19 protein-coding genes and 1 pseudogene are annotated in these 19,044 nt (G+C 35.5%); 8 read left to right on the forward strand and 12 right to left on the reverse strand.

Annotated elements, in window-relative coordinates:
• Window position 1: 1 nt before the first annotated feature.
• The 3 genes from mnmA to rluE all read right to left on the reverse strand — a co-directional run bounded on the left by mnmA (window position 2) and on the right by rluE (window position 2,380).
• Complete coding sequence (gene mnmA / locus AC3Z9T_RS02630) at window positions 2–1,105, reverse strand: tRNA 2-thiouridine(34) synthase MnmA (RefSeq protein ID WP_490124642.1); 1,104 nt, start codon at window positions 1,103–1,105, stop codon at window positions 2–4.
• A 161-nt stretch (window positions 1,106–1,266) separates the two neighbouring features.
• Window positions 1,267–1,716, reverse strand: coding sequence for an NUDIX domain-containing protein (locus AC3Z9T_RS02635; protein WP_490124643.1), 450 nt, complete (start codon window positions 1,714–1,716; stop codon window positions 1,267–1,269).
• On the reverse strand, window positions 1,709–2,380 hold the full coding sequence (gene rluE / locus AC3Z9T_RS02640) for a 23S rRNA pseudouridine(2457) synthase RluE (RefSeq protein WP_490124644.1): 672 nt from the start codon (window positions 2,378–2,380) through the stop codon (window positions 1,709–1,711). The genes AC3Z9T_RS02635 and rluE overlap by 8 nt, the downstream gene beginning before the upstream one ends.
• 625 nt (window positions 2,381–3,005) lie before the next feature.
• On the opposite strand from rluE, the gene icd reads away from it, so the two are divergent.
• Entirely contained in the window at window positions 3,006–4,259 is a 1,254-nt protein-coding gene (gene icd, locus AC3Z9T_RS02645) for an NADP-dependent isocitrate dehydrogenase (protein WP_490124645.1), read from the forward strand.
• Between the two features lie 123 nt (window positions 4,260–4,382).
• Here the strand turns inward: icd and AC3Z9T_RS02650 are convergent.
• Both AC3Z9T_RS02650 and AC3Z9T_RS02655 read right to left on the reverse strand, forming a co-directional pair.
• Window positions 4,383–5,369 (reverse strand): annotated as a pseudogene (locus tag AC3Z9T_RS02650) (chitinase); the annotation flags it as partial.
• Between the two features lie 523 nt (window positions 5,370–5,892).
• On the reverse strand, window positions 5,893–6,705 hold the full coding sequence (locus tag AC3Z9T_RS02655; protein WP_490124646.1) for a hypothetical protein: 813 nt from the start codon (window positions 6,703–6,705) through the stop codon (window positions 5,893–5,895).
• A gap of 579 nt (window positions 6,706–7,284) precedes the next feature.
• On the opposite strand from AC3Z9T_RS02655, the gene AC3Z9T_RS02660 reads away from it, so the two are divergent.
• Window positions 7,285–7,725 (forward strand): OsmC family protein, encoded by a 441-nt coding sequence (locus AC3Z9T_RS02660; protein ID WP_490124647.1) that lies wholly within the window; start codon window positions 7,285–7,287, stop codon window positions 7,723–7,725.
• A 187-nt stretch (window positions 7,726–7,912) separates the two neighbouring features.
• Here AC3Z9T_RS02660 and AC3Z9T_RS02665 read toward each other — a convergent pair whose 3' ends face one another.
• On the reverse strand, window positions 7,913–8,413 hold the full coding sequence (locus tag AC3Z9T_RS02665; RefSeq protein ID WP_490124648.1) for a DUF4334 domain-containing protein: 501 nt from the start codon (window positions 8,411–8,413) through the stop codon (window positions 7,913–7,915).
• Window positions 8,414–9,028: 615 nt separating this feature from the next.
• Between AC3Z9T_RS02665 and AC3Z9T_RS02670 the strand changes: the two genes are divergently transcribed.
• Window positions 9,029–9,928, forward strand: a complete 900-nt coding sequence (locus AC3Z9T_RS02670) for a hypothetical protein (protein WP_490124649.1) — start codon at window positions 9,029–9,031, stop codon at window positions 9,926–9,928.
• 52 nt (window positions 9,929–9,980) lie between these two features.
• Here the strand turns inward: AC3Z9T_RS02670 and AC3Z9T_RS02675 are convergent, their stop codons facing one another.
• Both AC3Z9T_RS02675 and AC3Z9T_RS02680 read right to left on the reverse strand, forming a co-directional pair.
• Window positions 9,981–10,823: an MBL fold metallo-hydrolase gene (locus AC3Z9T_RS02675; protein WP_490124650.1), complete on the reverse strand. Its 843-nt coding sequence runs from the start codon at window positions 10,821–10,823 to the stop codon at window positions 9,981–9,983.
• A gap of 149 nt (window positions 10,824–10,972) precedes the next feature.
• Window positions 10,973–12,580, reverse strand: coding sequence for a methyl-accepting chemotaxis protein (locus tag AC3Z9T_RS02680; protein ID WP_490124651.1), 1,608 nt, complete (start codon window positions 12,578–12,580; stop codon window positions 10,973–10,975).
• A 369-nt stretch (window positions 12,581–12,949) separates the two neighbouring features.
• On the opposite strand from AC3Z9T_RS02680, the gene AC3Z9T_RS02685 reads away from it, so the two are divergent.
• Both AC3Z9T_RS02685 and AC3Z9T_RS02690 read left to right on the forward strand, forming a co-directional pair.
• Window positions 12,950–13,288 (forward strand): GlpM family protein, encoded by a 339-nt coding sequence (locus tag AC3Z9T_RS02685; protein ID WP_490124652.1) that lies wholly within the window; start codon window positions 12,950–12,952, stop codon window positions 13,286–13,288.
• A gap of 125 nt (window positions 13,289–13,413) precedes the next feature.
• Complete coding sequence (locus AC3Z9T_RS02690; RefSeq protein ID WP_490124653.1) at window positions 13,414–13,830, forward strand: hypothetical protein; 417 nt, start codon at window positions 13,414–13,416, stop codon at window positions 13,828–13,830.
• A 47-nt stretch (window positions 13,831–13,877) separates the two neighbouring features.
• Here the strand turns inward: AC3Z9T_RS02690 and AC3Z9T_RS02695 are convergent, their stop codons facing one another.
• Together AC3Z9T_RS02695 and AC3Z9T_RS02700 are read right to left on the reverse strand one after the other, a co-directional pair.
• A complete protein-coding gene (locus AC3Z9T_RS02695; protein WP_490124654.1) occupies window positions 13,878–14,660 on the reverse strand; it encodes a class I SAM-dependent methyltransferase in 783 nt (260 codons plus the stop codon).
• Window positions 14,661–14,758: 98 nt separating this feature from the next.
• On the reverse strand, window positions 14,759–15,247 hold the full coding sequence (locus AC3Z9T_RS02700) for an N-acetyltransferase (RefSeq protein ID WP_490124655.1): 489 nt from the start codon (window positions 15,245–15,247) through the stop codon (window positions 14,759–14,761).
• Window positions 15,248–15,407: 160 nt separating this feature from the next.
• Here AC3Z9T_RS02700 and AC3Z9T_RS02705 point away from each other — a divergent pair, with 160 nt between their 5' ends.
• Both AC3Z9T_RS02705 and AC3Z9T_RS02710 read left to right on the forward strand, forming a co-directional pair.
• Window positions 15,408–15,752, forward strand: coding sequence for a DMT family protein (locus tag AC3Z9T_RS02705; RefSeq protein WP_490124656.1), 345 nt, complete (start codon window positions 15,408–15,410; stop codon window positions 15,750–15,752).
• Between the two features lie 119 nt (window positions 15,753–15,871).
• The gene (locus tag AC3Z9T_RS02710) at window positions 15,872–16,597 is read left to right on the forward strand and encodes a GNAT family N-acetyltransferase (RefSeq protein WP_490124657.1); all 726 of its coding nucleotides are present in this window, start codon (window positions 15,872–15,874) and stop codon (window positions 16,595–16,597) included.
• A 52-nt stretch (window positions 16,598–16,649) separates the two neighbouring features.
• Here the strand turns inward: AC3Z9T_RS02710 and AC3Z9T_RS02715 are convergent, their stop codons facing one another.
• Entirely contained in the window at window positions 16,650–17,801 is a 1,152-nt protein-coding gene (locus AC3Z9T_RS02715) for a pyridoxal phosphate-dependent aminotransferase (protein ID WP_490124658.1), read from the reverse strand.
• 265 nt (window positions 17,802–18,066) lie between these two features.
• On the opposite strand from AC3Z9T_RS02715, the gene AC3Z9T_RS02720 reads away from it, so the two are divergent.
• Window positions 18,067–18,570: a DUF1543 domain-containing protein gene (locus tag AC3Z9T_RS02720; RefSeq protein ID WP_490124659.1), complete on the forward strand. Its 504-nt coding sequence runs from the start codon at window positions 18,067–18,069 to the stop codon at window positions 18,568–18,570.
• A gap of 51 nt (window positions 18,571–18,621) precedes the next feature.
• On the opposite strand, the gene AC3Z9T_RS02725 is transcribed toward AC3Z9T_RS02720, so the two are convergent.
• Window positions 18,622–18,984 carry a hypothetical protein gene (locus AC3Z9T_RS02725; RefSeq protein WP_490124660.1) on the reverse strand — a complete coding sequence of 121 codons (363 nt, stop codon included), beginning with the start codon at window positions 18,982–18,984 and terminating at the stop codon, window positions 18,622–18,624.
• Between the last annotated feature and the right edge of the window lie 60 nt (window positions 18,985–19,044).

Here is a 19,044-nt window from a genome sequence, read left to right on the forward strand (position 1 = left end):
ATTACTCCTGAATACGAGATTCAATGATACCGCCGCCAAGGCAAACTTCATCAAGGTAAAATACCGCGGATTGCCCAGGGGTAACTGCGGCAACGGGATAATCAAAAACGACTTCAATTTTACCATCATCAAGTGGCGTGACAGTACATGGAATGTCAGCTTGGCGATAACGTGTTTTTACTGCGCAACGTAGAGGCTGCGTCAGAGGTTGTCTATCAACCCAATCTAATTGCTGAGCAATTAAACCTGTCGACATTAGGCGTGGGTGTTCGTGCCCCTGTGCAACAATCAGTTGATTTTTTTCGACAACTTTATCAACTACATACCAAGGATCGTCTGAGCCTTCTTTAGTGCCGCCAATGCCAAGGCCTTTACGTTGACCTAAAGTGTGATACATCAAGCCTTCATGTTGCCCAATGGTTTCACCATCAACAGTAACGATTGGGCCTGGTTGGGCTGGTAAATAACGACCAAGGAAATCTCGGAATTTGCGTTCACCAATAAAACAGATACCTGTTGAATCTTTTTTCTTGGCAGTGACTAAGCCAATTTCTTCAGCAATTCGTCGAACTTCTGGTTTTTCTAATTCACCAACAGGAAATAAGCTTTTAGCAATCTGCTCATAGCTGAGAGTATAAAGGAAGTAGCTTTGATCTTTATTACCATCTAATCCACGAAGTAATTGGCTTTTACCGCCTACATCACGACGGCGTACGTAGTGGCCTGTTGCGATGTAATCAGCACCGAGATCTTCAGCCGCAAACTCAAGAAATGCTTTAAACTTAATTTCTTTGTTACAAAGGATATCAGGGTTTGGAGTACGACCCGCCTTATACTCAGATAAAAAGTGTTCAAACACATTATCCCAATACTCGGCAGCAAAGTTGATGGTATGAAGCTCAATACCTAATTTATCGCAAACTGCTTGCGCATCTGCTAAATCTGTTGCTGCGGAACAATACTCTTCATCGTCATCTTCTTCCCAGTTTTTCATGAACAGACCAACAACCTGGTACCCTTGCTGCTGAAGCAAATAAGCTGAAACGGATGAGTCAACACCACCGGACATACCGACGATGACTTTTTTTTGGCTGTTATCTGACATGGAATACTCTCACTGCGGAAAAATTAAGCCCCATACTTTACCATGTTGTGTCCTTGTTATGCCAGCACTAGCGGGCGAATATTATGGGCTTGTGGTTAAATCATACTGTTACATGATGAGAACCATATGTTGCCTTGCTTCACTTATTGTGCAGGTTTAGGTTACTGATAGTGATCACCAAAGGCATTAAGTATCTCTAATGGGTATGTCACTCCTTCAAGAAAAGTGAGAATGCTCTGTGCCACTAGAGGAGAACGTAAACAATTACTGTTTAATATTTCTTGGGCTGTGACCCAGTGGCAGCAAGTAATGTCACTATCTTGTGGTTGAGTTTCATAAAGTTCCGGAAGCTCTAAAGAGAAAAGAAAACGAATGAAAGGCGTTTTATCGGGCGCAATCCATTGGTGTATTTTAATCAGTTTTTGAGGCTTGCCTTTGATCCCTGTTTCTTCGAGTAACTCGCGTTCAGCTGCGGCAAGCAGACTTTCATCAGCTTCTAGGTGCCCCGCAGGTTGGTTCCATGTTGGTTTACCATTGACCCACTCCTCAACGACCAAAAATTTATCTTTCGCGTGTACAATAGTTGCAACAGTCACATGAGGTTTAAACAAGTGTGATCTCCTTCCATTTTCCGGGAGCCAAATCATTGAGTGTATACTCACCAATCTGATAACGGATCAATCTCAATGTGGGAAACCCAATGTTAGCGGTCATGCGTCTAACTTGGCGGTTTCTGCCTTCATTTAAAGTGATTTTTAGCCAACAGGTTGGAATATTTTTTCGTTCACGTATTGGTGGGGTTCTTAGCCATAACCAGCTCGGTTCTTCAACCAATTCGATACTGGCAGGGCGAGTAGGACCGTCGTTGAGGAGCAGACCTCGACGAAATTTGGCCAGATCGGCCTCATCGGGAATACCTTCAACTTGAGCATAATAGACTTTATCGGTATTTTTTTGCGGTTGGGTCAAGCGTGCTTGTAACTTGCCATCATTGGTTAAGATGAGTAATCCTTCGCTATCGCGATCTAACCTACCTGCAGCATAAACATCAGCAATTGGAATGTATTTCTTCAATGTATCTCGGCCTTGCTCATCGGTAAACTGAGGTAAAACGTCAAATGGTTTGTTAAATAAGATCACTTTACGTACCACAGCAGGCTTGCATTTTAATGGCGATGAAGATGGGCGTGCATGTCTTGAAGCCAATTTAGAACCGAACTTTGAGGACGTTTTTTTGTTAGCTGGTGGCTTGCTTTTACGATTCACTATCGACATGGTTACTCATTTTAGACAATAAAATTGTATTTATTAAACGATGAATTTCAGTGTAGTTGATTTTCACCTAAATTGACATAAAGGCGACCTTAGAGGAGGAATATATTTAATCAATAACGACTTTATAATGATACTTAGCATGACCGATTTAGTTATTTATTGCCTTTTTATTAATATTAATATATCCATTATTGCAGGTTACTTTTAGACTTAACAACATAAAAACCATTAAGCATTTTAATATTAAATAAGTGATTTAAAATTAACCAAATAGACAATTTAAACGACTTATTTATGTGAGCGATACTCCTTTTTTAGTATGGCCTTTCAGATAAACTACAAATAGTTTCTTTTTTCAACAACGACTAATTTAGTCGCCTAATCAATGAAATTTCGGGTGTGCAGTAATTTTATATATCCAATGAAATGGATTCGTTTTAATTTATTGATACTAAAGAAATTATTTTTTTTGATAAGCAAAAAATGATGGTTAGTAAGTACGTTTAATGCGATCGATATAAAAGCTTAAGCGACTAACCATTGGCGTTAGAGAAAGATTGAAGTAGTATTGACAGGTCTCTTACAAAAAATTAACAAGCAAATGCGCAAGTGAAAGGAGAGGTTAATGGAAAGCAAAGTAGTAGTTCCGGCAGAAGGCGCTAAGATTACCATTGATGCCAAAGGCAAACTGAATGTTCCGAACAACCCTGTTATTCCTTATATCGAAGGTGATGGGATTGGTGTTGACGTAACTCCAGCAATGCTGAAAGTGGTTGATGCGGCAGTTCAAAAAGCCTACCACGGCGAGCGTAAAATTTCCTGGATGGAAATCTATACCGGCGAAAAATCTACTCAAATTTATGGTAAAGATGTTTGGTTACCGCAAGAAACTCTCGATTTAATCCGCGATTACCGTGTTTCAATTAAAGGTCCTCTGACAACTCCAGTTGGCGGTGGTATTCGTTCATTGAACGTCGCTCTACGTCAACAACTTGATCTATACATCTGTCTACGTCCAGTTCGTTACTACAAAGGTACACCAAGTCCAGTTAAACAACCTGAGCTGACTGATATGGTGATTTTCCGTGAAAACTCTGAAGATATCTATGCAGGTATTGAGTGGAAAGCGGGTAGTGCAGAAGCGGACAAAGTCATCAACTTCTTAAAAAATGAAATGGGTGTGACTAAAATCCGTTTCCCAGAAAACTGCGGCATTGGCATTAAGCCTTGCTCAGAAGAAGGTACCAAACGCTTAGTCCGTGCAGCCATTGAGTACGCTATCGATAATGGTCGTGATTCAGTAACACTAGTTCATAAAGGCAACATTATGAAGTTTACTGAAGGTGCCTTTAAAGATTGGGGCTACCAACTGGCTCAAGAAGAGTTTGGCGGCGAACTGATAGATGGCGGCCCATGGGTTAAGATTAAGAATCCTAAAACAGGCAAAGACATTATCATTAAAGATGTTATTGCAGACGCATTCTTACAACAAATTCTACTGCGTCCAGCGGAATATGATGTTATCGCATGTATGAACCTAAATGGTGACTATATTTCTGACGCACTAGCAGCACAGGTTGGTGGTATTGGTATTGCTCCAGGTGCTAATATTGGTTCAGAGTGTGCACTATTCGAAGCAACTCACGGTACTGCGCCAAAATATGCAGGGCAAGATAAAGTGAATCCAGGTTCAATTATTCTTTCTGCTGAGATGATGTTACGTCATATGGGTTGGGTTGAAGCAGCTGACCTAATCGTTAAAGGTATGGAAGGCGCAATCGCGGCTAAGACTGTAACTTACGATTTCGAACGTCAATTAGAAGGCGCTAAATTACTGAAATGTAGCGAATTCGGCGACGCAATCATTAAACACATGTAATTTATTACGTAGTGTGATTAATAACGGGAACTTAATAGTTCCCGTTTTTTTATTATGAATTTTGAATAATGAAACTAAAAATGTATTTTGGCTTCATATAAATAGTGGATATATCCCACTTTAGAGTAAGTCTGAGTAACGATTTTTAAATTCCCAATTATAAGCTACACCGCCTTTACTTGTACCATTATCCCAATTTACTGACCAAGTCATTAGACCTTTAATCGATAAGTTTTTAGCATTAAGGCGCGTAAAAGCGTTATAAACAGCTTGTTTATCGATCACATAACCACTACCTGCAGCATCAATGTTGGCAGGTAAACCAATAACGAATTTAGATGGTGGAATTTTTATAAAATTACGGGTACCTGTAACTAGACTTTCAGTTAAAAAATAGAGAAAATTTTCTTTCATTGAATCATTATTTTGAGAGATCCAAGCCCCACTTCCACTTCCAGTATTATCAACCCATAAGCCATCACCACCTTGGTTATAATACTGCGGCGCAATAAAATCATAATAGCCTTCAAGTGCAGTGATATAAGGGGAATAAACACCATTGACGGTTAAATGAGGGAATTCGGGTGCCATACTGATAATAAAATTTTTACCTTGGGTAGCATAATGTGTTTTCACTATTTTCAATGCGGCTGGTAAGACGGTTTTATTATTCGCGGCAAGAATGGCTGCTTGTTCTAAATCGATATCTAAGCCATCGAAACCGTAAGCCTCGACTAAACGGATAATTTCATTGGCCAGATTGTTTTCGTCACCCGTTTTTAACTCGATGTGTGCGTCGGCACCGCCCAAAGAAATTAATACAGCACGGCCTTGGCTATTTAATACACCGACCTGACGTTTAAATTCAGTATCAGATAGCGCGTAAGGTTTGAAGGTCGGGATACCGGCACCTTTCATAAAGGCGACAACTATCACGTTATATTCTATAGGGATATCGGTTAGATTCATTGCGGCAGAATTACCTTGTTGATAGCCATCATTCTTTCCTGCGGCCCAGTTATGCCAATAGCCTACTAAAATTTTTTTATTGGATATATCTGGCATGATGGATGCAGTATCCGTGACTTGTGTAGCATTATCTGAGCTCATAATAACCTCGCTATATCAGGGGGATTCGTTGAATATTCCGCCAAGAACAGTGCTTAGCGGGACACAAATATATAATGCGGATTTTTAGCGAGAGTGGTGTGAAACCTTTTATTGTTAATCGTAAATTAAATTCATGTTAATTATTACATACTGTGATTAAAAATAGGAAGCTAACAGTTCCTATTGTGGGTTATGAAAAATTTTAATAGAGTTAAAAACCTATTTTTACTTGATATAAGCGATTAAAATATTTTACTTTAGAGTCAGCCTGAGTAACCGTTTTTAAGTTCACAATTATAAGCTACACCACTTTTAATTGTGGCATTATCCTAATTTATAGGTTAAGTCATTAGACATTTAATCGATAAAATTTTAGTATCAAGGTGAGCAACAGTGTTATAAATGGCTTTTTTGATAATATAATAACTACCTTAAAGACCTTAGCTCCATTGCAAAAATAGATTGGTTTCGAAATGGACTTGAAATAATTTTGGATATTAACGGATGGTAAATTATTCCAGTACTAATTTATGTCTAATTCTAGTTCTGTATTGACTCGTTTACTCATAAAACTATATCCATTAGAGGATAAATGACTATTTATTCTTTTCTCGAAGTGAACAGAAGCAGTGTTTGGTATTAAAATATTCGTGATTATTTTATTTAGCGGTGCTTTCATTATGAAACCTTTGTCGTCGACATCAATGAATAAATTCTCGTCAGAGATGCCATTGTTAGTAAGGTTTTCGCCTATATTAATAGGGCCAGAGTATTGAGTGCCATTATAAGTATTTTTAAGTATATTACCATTGTATAATGTTAGCATTCTAAGATTGATTAATATTCTTATTTCTTTTTCATGTTTAAATGAAACATGTTTTATAAAATCAGTGTTCGTTTCTTTATACTTATCTTCAACATACTTGATTTTTCTAAAATCAAAACCAATAGGAATGGTAGAGGATAAATAGCTTGCTAAATGAAATCGATTAGCAATAAATACAGCACAGTCTTGATTGCCGGAAGTAAAGTTCCGCCACATTAATGGCGATGTTTTATTACTTGAATGCCAACACTGAATGAATTTATTTTTTTTCTCATATTCCATTAGTTGCAGAGAGGCTTCAGCAACATCATCTTCTGTTATTTCTTGAGCTGCAATATCTTTGTTAAAATGCAGTACATCACAGATTTTTTTCTCAATAGAACCGTAAATTTTTCTATCTCCTTCAGTAGGATCAGCAGATAAGCTATCTAACCTTCTAAAGTATAATCCATTGTCATTCAAAACCTTTAGTGCGATTTCTCCTGGCATATATCTTTGTATGATGGGCATAGAAGGAACCTCCAATTTAACAACAAATAAACTAAGTGTTATTGCTGGACTACTCTGATGCAATAGTTAACATAAGGTAACGCTATCCATTATTATGTTCACTAACTTCGTAAAAATGACTGAATGGGCATGTTTTATGTTTATATGTTAAGGGCTTTGTTTTTGGTATGCTATTCATCTAATTTTACCTAATAGCTCTATTTTTTCATTAACAAATAATGATATTCAAAGTAACTATTTGATATAAAGTTAATTGTTAATTCTTAGTAACGCATTATTATATAATAGCGACATCAATAAAATATTAGTTATGACAAGTTATTATGTTAATTAGTAATAAGTATCGTGAGGTTTAACTGAAGATGTTTAATATAACTAAAAATAATCATATACTCGTTGTTATAATAAAAATAAAAGATGACAATTATTATCCCATGCAATAGACTAATGGTTAATTAGTTTTAAGTCAAATATTGAAAATATAGCATTGATTCTCCTTGAGCGTCACATTAGTATTATAAAGTTATATTTTCAGCATTGATTCTTCATGAAAATATAATTAACGTACAAGGTAATAATATGGCTAAAAAGTATTTTAATGTAAACGTTGACTCGACAGATAATTTGAGAATGATATGCACAGCTCGCGATTTTTCTTATTGCATAGATGAGCCTCAAGTTCTAGGTGGAACTGATTTAGGAATGACGCCCGTGGAAGCATTATTGGCGGCCATAGGAGCATGCCAATGCATTGTCGCTAAATTTTTTTCTGCACAGAAAGGAATTGATTTAAAAGACATAAAAATCAATATGGTCGGTGAGCTTGATGCGGATAGATTCTTAGGGGAAAATGACAAAGCAGAGCTTGGCTTTTCAACGATAGTTTCAAAGTTTCACATTAAAGCAAATAATAGTGAGAGTGAGATAAGAGAGTTTATTGATTTCGTGGTAAATAATTCTCCTGTTAATGATTCTATAAAACCATCCATTAAAACATTAACTGAAATTTATTTTTTATAAAAACCATTTTTAATAAAGTTATTTTTAAATATCACCATCATAATGGGCATGAATAGCCCATTATTTCACATGCCATAAATACAGTGTAACTTTTATCTTGCTGTATTCTAATGACATAAAGTGTCTTTTGTATTTCATCCTAGGGTGTTGGCATTATTTATACAAGGTACTCATTAATTATAATGGGCTATTCTATAAACTCTACAGGGAATTCAGCTATTCTTTTAAGATAAAAGAAGTAATCCCCCCCATTTTTTATAATTTCAGGAGAGTCATCAGTGATTTCTCCACACATTACTCCCATAAGTGTATTTTCATCGACTTTTCTGAAATGGTCAAAAATTGGAGCATCATCATAGAGCATGGCTGCAGATAGCTTTTCTCTAAAGACGACATCCCATAAAGATGCATGACCTAACCTCATTATATTACTGGAATAAAGTTTACCTGTAGAGTCATAACAAATAAGTGGAATGGCATCCAGCTTATTACGATACCATTTACCAAACCATTTTATTTCTTTTAATATTTTATTTCCTGGATGTTGGGTAGCAAAATAACCACCTTTCCATTTCCCTAAAATGTCACTCTCAGAAATAGTAGGTAAATTATCAAATAAAAAATATAGGTCATTATTATTAATAGCTGGCGAGTTTTTGATTTTTTGAAATGCCTGATTGTTTCCCATGTTCCCACTCCGTTATCAAGATTTAAACTATTGTACAATATATCGATTAGGAAAAATGGCTAATATTTGTCAGGATAATATTGAAAAAGTAAAGGTAACTATTTCTCAGCGCCACTTAATAGCATTAATTTTATTTATTAAGCTGAATGAAAGTAAGTTTTATATTTACGGTCATATCATGTGTCATTTTACATAGTCATTGCGAAAACCAAATTATTATCTTATCGATTCACCTTCGCGTATTAATGCGATTTGCAGGTAGGTGACTGGCTGAAATCAGTCACCATGCTTTAACGAATGAACTATGACGAGTGTTTTTATCTCTGATAATGGTTAAGATTATGTACTTATAGTTTTCTATTTTATTTGGTCTACATGCACTGATAATTTTAAAAGTATACATGTTCAGCAAAAAAAAATATTGTTCGTGTTCAATGTGAATACAAAAATATGACGCTGTTCATGTATGGGAGATTTATGTTATCTAAAAAAATAATTGTTTTTATTTTATTGTGTTGGAGTTGTTTTTCATTTTCAAGTAACAGTTCATTTAACCATGTTAATATGTATACTTCAAACTATACCAGTGATGTTAGTATTTACTCTAATGGGTTTATGCAAGCAAAATTAATTATTGAATATGAATTAAATGAAGGATATTTGCTTCAGGATATAAAATTATTAAGATATGAAGGTGATGAGTTAAGTGATTTTCAAGTACGCAGTTATGAAAATAGCTACCCGCATGAAATTGAAAACTCGAAAAACTTGAAAAAAACAATATCGAAAGACTTCAGTAGTCAATTTGAAAACTTTTATTTGACTACGAGAAAAAGAGGCGTGACGAGAATTTGTGCACAGCTTAATGTAATTAATAAATTAACCAATGAAAAAGAGAGTTATTCAACTTGTAATAGGTCAAATAATGATAATTACATTACCATTCATGCATTAGAACCTAAACGATATACGATTAATGATTTTACTATCCTTTCTGAAGAAATTGATTGGTACGATGGTGTAATGGAATTTAAAAAATATGAACTTATACCGAAAGGATGGTTGTTAAGCCAAGTTATATCTAATGGCTCATCTGTTGAAGTATTTAATTCATTACAGGTTGCTTCTCATAAGTTAAGTTACTTTACTCAAGATATTGAGGTGGATTCATCATTAACACTTTATCATGATATAAATAAAAATCAGAAAGAGATGTATATACCTGCATGGGCATTAGTACCCAATAAAGATGTAGAAAAACTATCTGATAAATATAAATTTCAAATAAATACAAATAATAAAATTAATTTAATTCGGAGTTATGGGTTTAAGGTTAACGATAGAAATGGAGATTATGGTATTTTAGCTAAGAACCCAAAATATGAACAAGGTATTAGAAATATTATTTTTTATGATTATTATGGTAATGAGGGTATCATTTATGTAAAAAGGGTTGATGGCATAGATAAAATTCATGGGGGTAATTTAGAGGATATGGATTATGCTTTTTATTGATTTAATTTAACTTTTAGAGTGATGAGTAGAAATTCTCATCACTCTTTAATCGTTATGCAGGATAATTTAATACTAAGCCAACACCCACTTCTTTAATGGGAGCAAACTTAGATAAATGAATTTTGGCGGCTAAATCAGTACAGTGGCATGGGTGAATATGATCTACATTGAGTTGATTAAAATACTCACCTGTCTGGTTGAGAACTTCATCAGGCGCATTTTGTAAATGAAATCCACCTATAACAGTAACAACTTTTTCAGTATTGGTGACATACTTTGCGTACTCAACGATATTGCAAATGCCTGCATGCGAACAGCCGGTCACAACGATAACGCCTTCTGAAGTTTTAATTGCGAGAGCGCTATCATCCCACACATAATCATCTATTGGCTGATTGTTTGCATCGACTGTTGATCCGATAGGCTCTTTGCCTTCAAAACTATTATTTCGTGGGATCTGGCCTAAAAAGACGATGTTCTTTGTTAAATAATAGGGAGCAACAGTTCGACAGCTATCAAAGTAGGCATCTAATACATCTTTAGGAATATTTGCACCAATAACCTTTGAACCAAAACGTTTTGGTGATAGTGCTTCAGGGTGATAAACCAAGCGAATTTTCTGCTGGAAGTGACAATTTCGTCTATCGTAATGTTGTACGAGATGATTTAGCCCCCAGGTATGATCATTATGACCGTGAGACAAAGCCAAATCTGTGATTTGAGATAAATCGATATTCAGTGTATGTGCATTATCGATAAAGATATTGGAATACCCTGTATCAAAAAGAATTTTACGACCATCGGCTTCAATGTAGTAACAAACGCCTGGTTCACCGCAAAAGTAGCTATCGATAAGCGTGTTATTATCAACAAGGACGGCTATTTTTATTGTCATCTTTACTTATAGTATTTATGGGTAGGTATGGTTGTTATATCAGATTTACTTCAATCAATATGCAATAAAAATGCTTTATTGAAATACTAGGTAGCTAGCGAGTAGCCACCTAGATAGATAACACTATGACGATGAAATATTTTGTTCTGTTATTGGGATTCTAACGGCTCAATATGAAATATATCGATAATTTTCTCCAATAAGTCAGACTGTGCTTTCAAAGACTGTAGAGAGCTTTGTAATTCTCTTGTCATAGTTGCATTAGCTTGTGTTGTGTTATCTAGCTCATTAATTGCTAGATGTATTTGGCCAACGCCATGAGTTTGTTCATGAGAAGCGAGAGAAATATTTTGTATTTTTTCGTTGATATTAGATGTGCTCTTGGCAATTGATACAATATTGTCATTGGCATCCGCTGCAAGTTGAAAACAATGATGTATTTTTTCATTAGAATTATCAATTAGTGATTTAATCTCTTTAGATGCTTGATTACAACTCATAGAAAGTTCACGAACTTCATTAGCAACTACAGCAAATCCTTTACCATGCTCACCTACACGAGCAGCTTCTACCGCTGCATTCAAAGCTAGTAAATTTGTTTGGAAGGCAATATTGTCAATTGTTGAGGTGATCTTACTAATTTCTTTAGAGAAATCGACGATATCATCCATATTCTCGACGACATCTGAGATGAGCTCATTACTTTTATCAATCGTAATGCCAGTTTCAGCCATTAATTGGCAAGATTCATGAGTATGGGCACTATTAAGTTTGAAAGAGGAATCTAACTCTTCGACACTGGCTGCTGTTTCTACAATAGCAGCAGCTTGCTGATCAGCTCGAATTGACAGATCTTGATTCATTTGAGTGATGTCATTCAATTCATTTTTGATGTTATGTGTATTGGCGTATATATTTTTAACTATTTCTATTAATTTGTTTTGCATGTTAGAAACATGTTGTTTAAGTGATTTTATCTCTGTTAGACCTTTATTATCAAAATGATGATAGAGGATACCTTGGCTCACTTTTTCAATACCATCAATGACTTGATTCAAAGGTCGAATAAATAGATATTGTAAAATAAATCGAATTAGTAGAGTCACTAGAGTTAGAGCAATAATAACGATGATAATGCCAATAATACTTTGCCTGTATAGCTGTTCACTGGCAACAGCAATTTGATGATAGCTTTGGTTTAATTGTTGGTGATAGTAATTGAGGTTTTGTTCGAAAGTATCTTGAAACTTTTGTGTCGGTTGATTCAGAAAATCATAGGTTTTGCCTTGTACTAAAAAACTGGACAGTTCCATTAATGCCGTCCGTAATGCGGTGTAACTTTGTTCTAACTCACTAAATAATAATTCATTTTTGTTTTGTGATAATTGAGTGAAATTTTGCCATTGTACATCTGACTTATCAATTTTTTCGTGAAATTGTTTAATCAAGCTATCAATATCAGTATTCGCGGTTTGCATTTTGTTAATGACAAGCAAATGCCGTGAACTTGCTCGATTCAAGGTATTACGAGCCTGTAGTAGTGATTGCCATGTTTCGTTTAAGGCAGATTGTTCTTGGTAAATCGCATCCAGTTTATCAAGGGTTGTTTGATAGTTTTTTAAATAACTAAAAAATAACCAGCATGAAGAGAGCAATAATACAATCAATAACCCGGATAAAAGCCAAACTAAAGTTGTTGTTTTAAGACCCGAAAACTGGAAAAGTGATAATTTAGATTTTTGTGATATGTCAGACATTATTGATTATTTCCTTTCATACTGTCGGTAACATGTTTCTAACATGTACAAGTAAGTTACTTATTAGATATAAGGTGATCACTAGCTGAATTAGATAGTTGAACTTGTACCTTATAGCTGTTGTACAGAAGTCAGGCGTAGGGACTCATCAATGATATCGGCTGCGAAGACGTATACTTTATGTTCAAATTGGCATTAATCTAAATGCACTTTAATCATCCATTCGTCAAATCAATGATAATTACTTGTTTTACAGGATATTAATCGATTTAAAGCAGAGGTTATTGTGGTAAGAACAACATGCTGATAACCTGAGAACTTTTAGGGGTAATGACATAAATTAATTCTATTGAAAAACTTGAGATAACTATGATTTCCCTTTTTTTAAAGTGTTTACTAGGCGCTGTTGCCGTTCTAGTTATTGCCTTATTATCCAAAAGTAAGCTTTTTTATATCGCGGGTCTAATACCGTTATTTCCAACATTTGCGCTTATTGCACATGTGATAGTGATTCAAGAACAGGGAGCTTTGGCGTTACGTAAAACAGCGTTATTTGGTATGTGGTCATTGCTCCCTTACCTGTTGTATTTACTTACTGTTTATTTGTTGGCAATGAAAGTTTCACCTTGGTTGTGCTTAAGTATAGCGACTGTAAATTGGGTTTTAGCAGCAGTAATACTGATCTATTTTTGGCAGTTATATCACTAGGCTTAGTTCTTCACAATTTTGTGACTAATATTCAAAATTTAATCAATTTTTGCGTAGCACTTCATTAAATGACTATTTTTATCGCATTTTGTTACAATTTAATTATAATAAAATAGTTTACATTTATGAAAGTCACCGTGGGAAATATGCTATTAAGAAGCCTAGTGCTATTACTTATTGTTGGTGGTGCCTATATTGCTGGCATTTTGACAAATATAGCCCAAGTATCAGAGATGGATACTAAGAAGAAAATTGAAAACTCAGTTGAGGATTTTCTTGCTTATCCAACAGCAGCAGAATATCGAAATGTTAATTATCATGTATTAAGTCAGTCGGATAATGGCGAAGAAACGGGCTATTATTGTGGGGAAGTTTATGGCTTTAAAAATGAATTACCTTATGGCTTTAAGCGTTTTATTGTGAGATATCATAAAAATTCAGTTGGTAAAACGATGGTGTCAATTCCATTTGTCGAAGAAGTTGATGATATTATTCCAATAGAGCAATTTGGAGTAGTTTGGTCTCGATATTGCCAAGAGTGAAGTAAGCGAAACTAAGGTTGGTATTAAACCCGCCTTAGTTTTGATTCTTAAAAGACTTTCATGGCTAATGTTGCTAAAAAAGTCGGTAAGTAGTTATCGATAACAAAACGTGGGTTTGGCTGCCAGTCTTCAAGAAAACCTGCAATATTAAATCCCACATCTATTTGTCCACTAATTAAATCTGTTAGTGAGTGACCGAAAACAAACGCTTCTTGATTTTGATGCTTCAGTTTGATTTGTTGTTCATTTAAATTCTCTAATTCAGAAAAAGGCATTTTATAGGCTGGTTTTATTAAGCCTTGCTCACTTAATTTAGGGTCTCGATCCCCAACGAAAACAATAGGGTTGAAGAAACTCGATAGCAGCCTGCCATCCTTTTTTAATACTCGGTAGCATTCACGCCATACTGGCGTGACATCAGGAATATAAAGATTTGAGATTGGATGAAAAACTAAATCAAAGCTACCATCTGCAAACATATGTAAGTCACGCATGTCACCTTGTATAGTCTCTAGTTGTAGGTGATCACGAATAGCAACTTGCTTATCTTGTGCTAATTGTTGTTCTGAAAGGTCAAATACAGTGACATCTGCGCCTACCGCAGCCAATATAGGTGCTTGCTGCCCGCCTGCTGAAGCAAGACATAGGATCTTTTTCCCTTTAACATCACCTAACCATTGTTTATTTAATGGCGAAGGGGTGAGGTGAATTTGCCATTCACCTTGCTTTGCTTTTGTAATGGTCTCTGCATCGACAGGTACAGACCAAGGTTGCTGCTGTTGGGCTTGTTTATCCCATGCTTTTTGATTCGCGACTAAGAAATCCGTCATAAATTAGTACTCCTTAATACATTATTTATTTAATGTAACTCATCAGGAGGTGAAAATAAATAAATTGTACTCAATAGTACACTTGGTAATTTGAAATTTTATCCTTTTACTAAGTAATAATCGATTTCATCGAAGCTAAACTCAGCTATTTTTTGCAGACCTAATTTTTGATGTGCTTTTAGAGAGCGGATATTATCCACGTTAATAAAAGCTACGGGGCTACCAGTTTGCTGAGCGCAAATAGCATCATACAACGATTTAAGAATATTTTTTCCACGGTAGCTGACATCGATACACACTGGTCCATAAAACCAGCTATTATTCATTTCTTTTTTAAATTGCTGAGCAATATACTGAACTAGTGGGGGAAGGGTAGGACTTTGTGAGTCAAAGCTAAAAACAACGCCAATTATACGGTCTTCTTCATGTGCAATGATTACATGTTGTGAACTTGCAAACATGCTTTCAACTTTTCTTAAAGGGTACTCACCTAATAACCCACCACCTTGTGATTGCGCATTACGCTGCAGCAGATGCGTGACTTTTTCACAGTCAGTCATTTTCATTAAACGATATTGAATAGTCATAGGGTCTCCTTAGCGATAACAATACTACCTCAAGCTCGACAAGCCTAAAATAGATAAAAATTAAAGCGCAATTTTCGTGGGAGAGAGACGATAATTTGTAGTGAATTTTATTTTTTTTGCCGCCATAATAGCGAGATGATTAGCCACTCTGTCTACTAAAATGCTTGCTAAATCTTATCCTATTTTGCTGTTAGTAATTTCTAATGTTTTTATGATGTTTGCGTGGTACGGACATTTAAAATTTACGGATAAACCGTTATACAGCGTTATTTTCTTTAGTTGGCTAATTGCTTTTGTCGAATACTGTTTTGCTGTTCCTGCAAATCGGCTTGGTCATCAGTATTATAGTGCTGCAGAACTTAAAACGATGCAAGAGGTTATCACTCTGTGCGTATTTGTCGTATTTTCTGTGCTCTATTTAGGTGAAAGCATCACCATTAATCATATTATTGGCTTTATTTTGATTTTCACGGGTGCATTTTTTATTTTTAAAGGTCCTTTTTAATTTTTTCCTATGCGTGGTTTGAGGTGCTCTTTATTTGATAAGAGCATATAAGCCAATAGAGGATCCTCTTTGTTCGGGTACAATTTTCATTAATGTTTTATTAAAAATATGAGGGTTGTATGTCTGATTTTTCTACTATAGTGACAGAACATTGGCTCAAAGAAATGTCAGGTGATACACAACATTTTGATAGTGAGTCATTTTCATTAACAGTTAATCCGTTATTGGATGAGTCAAGCCGTATTACAGTGTTAGAAGTGACGAGTGATAAAACATGGGTGACTCTCTCTCCTGAGATTGCTGAAACATTGATGCTAAATAAGACTAAAATTACCAGCCTTGAGCAATTGAAAGTGTACTTAACTAAAAATAATCTTAGATTACATGGCGCTGATTATCTTTATTATTTTCCTTATCAAGAACAACTCAATATAGTGCATGAAACTGATAAGCATTATATACGCCAGTTAACTCCTGATGATAAGAATGTATTTAGTCAATTCGAAAAGCAATCGTCAGAAAATGATTTGGATAATGCATATGTCGAGTTAGATCATTGGCTAGTGTATGGCGTGTTTGAAGGGGAAAAACTGGTTTGTGTTGCGAGTATGTACGTTTGGGATGGTACTCAATTGGCTGATATTGGTGTATTAACCCTTGATAGGTTTCGAGGTAAAGGTTATGCCAAGAAAGTAGTCTATGCGATCAGTAAAAGAGCGATTCAATTAGGTTATGAGCCTCAATATCGTAGCCAAATGGATAATCATGCTTCGATAGCACTTGCAAACTCGTTAGGTTTAAGTTTGTTTGCTAAATGGGATGTGATATCACCTGACTGTACGTGACCATTCCTTAATTCCCCCTCTTATGGTTTGCACAAGGGGGGAATGACCATATTTAAATCCAATCTTTTTCTCGAAACTGTTTTAATACCATAACAAATTGTTCCATCTCTTCAGGTGTTCCTAATGTTAGGCGGCTCCAACCAAAAGCTGGGGGAAATTCTCTTCCAACCATAACATGTGCTTCAGCCATTCTTTTTTGATATGTTTTAACGTCACCTTTCACTTTATGAAATATAAAATTCGCTTGTGATGGAGCATAAGTAATACCTAAATCATTGAGTGCCGATTCCACAATCTTTCTTGATAGGTTGTTTGATTTCAGACTATATGCAATAAACGGTTTATCTTGTAACGAGGCTAAAGCGGCGACCGCTCCGGCAGTATTGGTGTTATCTAAAGGAAGAAATTCATCAACTGCTGCAACCACTGTAGGTACTCCAATACCATAGCCAACACGTAAGCCTGCTAACGCAAAAATTTTTGAGAAGGTACGCGTGACGAGAAGATTTGTTTGCCCTTGTTTGACTCTTTCTATTGCACTGGTGAATTTAGGATCTTCGACAAATTCTGCATAAGCCTCATCAACGATAAAAAATTGTTTGTCAGATGCTTTTGTCATCCACTGATTGAGTTCACTCGCAGGGGTGATCATCGCAGTTGGGTTATTGGGGTTACAAATATAGATAATGGATAGCCCATCAAACTGATTAGCTAGTTGCTCCATTTTTTGAAGATCGAATGAAAGATCTTCTTTTAAAGGAACTTTGTTTATCTTGATATTTAGGGGAATAGAGTAGAGTTCCGCATAATTAAAGGTTGGATCTGGAGTAACTAATTGAATGTTTTGATTTTGCTTGCGAGCGTTAGCGGCCAACATAGCAACAGTGGCTTGAATCGTTTCTGAAGAGCCATTACCAAGAGTCACATTTTGTTCTGTTAAGTTATATTGGCTACCTATATGTTTGATTAACTCAGCGCGTGCATCATCTGGGTAGCGGAATGAACTCGGCAATGCAGCAATTACGGCTTGTTGTGCTTTGGGAGACATACCTAATGAATTTTCATTAAAATTTAGCAGCAGTGGGTGATTTTTATCAAAAGTAATCACCGGTTTTGTCTCTGCAACAGCTTGATTAAGTAAATTGGTTGCTGCTAGGCCACTTATGATGATTGAACTTGTTTTTATAAATGCACGACGATCCATGGTTTTTCCCTAAGAAAATGTAGAGTATTAAAAATGATAATAGTGCAAATATTTATTTATTAAAAGTGAATTTTTATTCATTTTCTTAAGTGTTGTTTTTTCCTGTTTAATGTTACAAAGTTAAATTATTATTTATTTCATTGATATCCATAAAGAAAATGACAATAACAGATTATCCTAAAAGAGTTGTTGGATTGTACTTTGAATCCTTATCGTTATGTAATAAATTATATATTGAAGTCAAATAATATACTGGAAAGGTAAAATGAAGTTATATATGTTTTATGTGGGCGGTAACGCAGGTAAATCCAATATTGAAGTACATGATGTCCAATTTGTTGTGGCACAGCAGCCAACAGATGCATGGCCAGCTTTACGAGAGGCTTGGTTTGGTGATAAAGACAAGATCCATGTTGATGGCTATGCAATTATCAATTGGGTTGATGGCTACCGAGTTGAGCTGAGAAGAGAGCCAGCAATGCATCAGCAAAGATTGTATTTTGTTAATGTTGGGGGATATAAACCTTTAACACTAGCTGAATTACATGAATTTGATTTATTTGTCGCCTCTACGGCAACTGTTGCAAAACAAAAAGCGATCAATACATTATTAGTTGATAGCCAGCAGCAACATAAAGATAATTTAAAAGATGTTGATGATTGTGTGTTATTAAATCAAGTTGGCGATTATTATATTCACTTAATTGAACAGCCTGATGGTGAGCACTTTAAGCCTGAATGGCAAGGTTACCAGCCGATAGGAATTTAATTCATAGAAAAGAGTAGAAGAAATTAGGGCAGGCAGGCTGCCCTGAATAATTTATTGATTTTGTGGTAGTGAATTATTACCCGTAATTTCAACTACAGAGACATGGACAACATATTGCTTACCATTTTCTGCTTTTGGTGCATCAGCCGCAATTTTTTTCAGAGCTTCGTCTGGTTGCGCTGTTTGCAATGACGTTGAATATACCATCGCGCCATTATGCATGCCATAATGGCGGCCTGCGGCATTGTAATGACGGCTGTCATTACAAGGTCGATTATCATTATATTGGGCGTTATTTTGGTAACCTCCTCGATGCCAAGTACCATCACAATAGCTGTTACCATGATATGCGAAAGAAGAAAAACTCACAGCGAATACACTGGCCGCAATTAATAGAGGCTTTAGATAATTCATAATGATTCTCCTATTAACTATCCGTTACTTATTATTGTGGCCTTTTTATTTATTATTTCA

It is taken from the genome of Providencia sp. 6390 (genome assembly GCF_058148425.1).